Consider the following 1,587-nt stretch of genomic DNA (forward strand, 5'->3'; position numbering starts at 1 on the left):
AGGGAACCAGGTCCACCGGATGGACTACCCGGGGTACCGGGCGAAGGGCTGGTTGATCGGGAGTGGGCCGGTGGAGGCGGCGTGCAAGCAGGTGGTCGGCCAGCGGATGAAGGGCAGCGGGATGCGCTGGGGTGAGGCCGGGGCGGATGCCGTCTGCCACCTCCGCGCCTTGTTCCGAAGCGAGAAGGGACCGTGGGACGCCTACTGGGCCTCAGTCGCCTGAACGCCCGACCATTAATAGTTACCGACTCAAGAGACGCTCACCCCACCTCCTCGCCCACTAATTCGCGGAAAGTACAGAACCGAGTAAACGTCCGCCCACAACCCGCGCTCGTTCTGAGGGCATTCCGGAAGCTCTCAGCTTTTCCCCAAGAGGAGATCGACAACCCAGCAACCGCGGACATGAGCGCCCTTCGGATCACGGCAGTGGTTCAAGATATCGTCGTTGTCGCACCCGGCGTCCTGAAGTGCGTCGGCGAGAATCGGCATCGCGCTGAAATCGCGGCTCTCGTACATTTGCGACGCAACCGCGACCGCCGTTTCGGTGCGCCACTCGAAAGCAAAATTGATCGACTGGAACGGGTTGCCGAAGATGTCGCGGAGAAGGTTGCACTGCACACGTGACTCGGCCGTTTTCACCGGCACGAACGCGGAGTCGAGTTCCCCCATTGCCGGGCACAGGAGACTGGCTATGCTCCGCCCACCCTTGGATGAGACGTTTTCCCCGAGGCGGCGTATCCCATCCGCGTGCCCCACCTCGTGGTCGCTGGACGTGGAGATTCGCCGATGGCGTGGTTCCGAGTCGACCGGACCGACGACGAGCAAGCCGTCGTCAACACCGAGCGGGACGCCCACCCGGAGGCTCATGTCCGGCGGAAGATGCTGGTCCTGTGGCTCCTCCACTGCGGGGTGACCCGGGGCAAGGCCGCGGAGATCGCCGGCCTCGGGCGAGCCACCGTCCCGCGTTACGTGGCGGCCTACCGGGAGGGCGGACGGGACGGGTTGCGGCGGTGGGACGTGGTCGGCCCGGTGACGGACTTGGCGGCCCACACCGAGGCCATTACGCGGTCCCTCACCGCGCAACCGGTGCGTACCACGGCCGAAGCCATCGAGCGGATCCACCAGCTCACCGGGCTGCGCCGCGGGCTCACCCAGACCCGCACGTTCCTGGCCGGGCTCGGGTTCACATGGCAACGGTCCCGGGCCGTCCCGGTGCCCCCAAAAAGTCGCTGACCGAGCACGTTCAGATCCAGCGGCAGTTCCTCGGCACCGAACTACAACCGACCTTGGACGCGGCCGCCGCGGGCACCGGGCACGTGCTGTTCGTGGACGCCGCTCACTTCGTGTACGGCACGTTCTTGTGTTGCCTGTGGTCCATCGCCCGGGTGTTCGTCCGCGCGGCTTCGGGTCGCCAGCGGTTCAACGTGTTGGGGGCCTGGAACGCGGTCACTCGGACCCTGGTGTCGGTTACCAACAGCACCGTGGTGAACACCGACACCATGTGCCAACTGCTGCGGGCCATCGCCGCCCAGAAGCTGGTCGGCCCGGTCACCCTGGTTCTGGACAACGCCCGGTACCAGCGGAACC

The 1,587-nt window shown here is 66.5% G+C and carries 2 protein-coding genes and 2 pseudogenes; 3 read left to right on the top strand and 1 reads right to left on the bottom strand.

Going from position 1 to position 1,587, the window contains the following annotated elements:
• A pseudogene (locus R5W23_RS07615) lies at positions 1-223 on the top strand (ISKra4-like element ISSiac4 family transposase); the annotation flags it as partial.
• Between the two features lie 134 nt (positions 224-357).
• Here the strand turns inward: R5W23_RS07615 and R5W23_RS07620 are convergent.
• A complete protein-coding gene (locus tag R5W23_RS07620; RefSeq protein WP_320685820.1) occupies positions 358-669 on the bottom strand; it encodes a hypothetical protein in 312 nt (103 codons plus the stop codon).
• A gap of 117 nt (positions 670-786) precedes the next feature.
• Between R5W23_RS07620 and R5W23_RS07625 the strand changes: the two genes are divergently transcribed.
• Both R5W23_RS07625 and R5W23_RS07630 read left to right on the top strand, forming a co-directional pair.
• Entirely contained in the window at positions 787-1,233 is a 447-nt protein-coding gene (locus R5W23_RS07625; protein WP_320685821.1) for a helix-turn-helix domain-containing protein, read from the top strand.
• Positions 1,188-1,587, top strand: a pseudogene (locus R5W23_RS07630) (hypothetical protein); the annotation flags it as partial. The gene R5W23_RS07625 and the pseudogene R5W23_RS07630, both read left to right, overlap by 46 nt.

It is taken from the genome of Gemmata algarum, assembly GCF_034097035.1.
Taxonomy (GTDB): domain Bacteria; phylum Planctomycetota; class Planctomycetia; order Gemmatales; family Gemmataceae; genus Gemmata; species Gemmata algarum.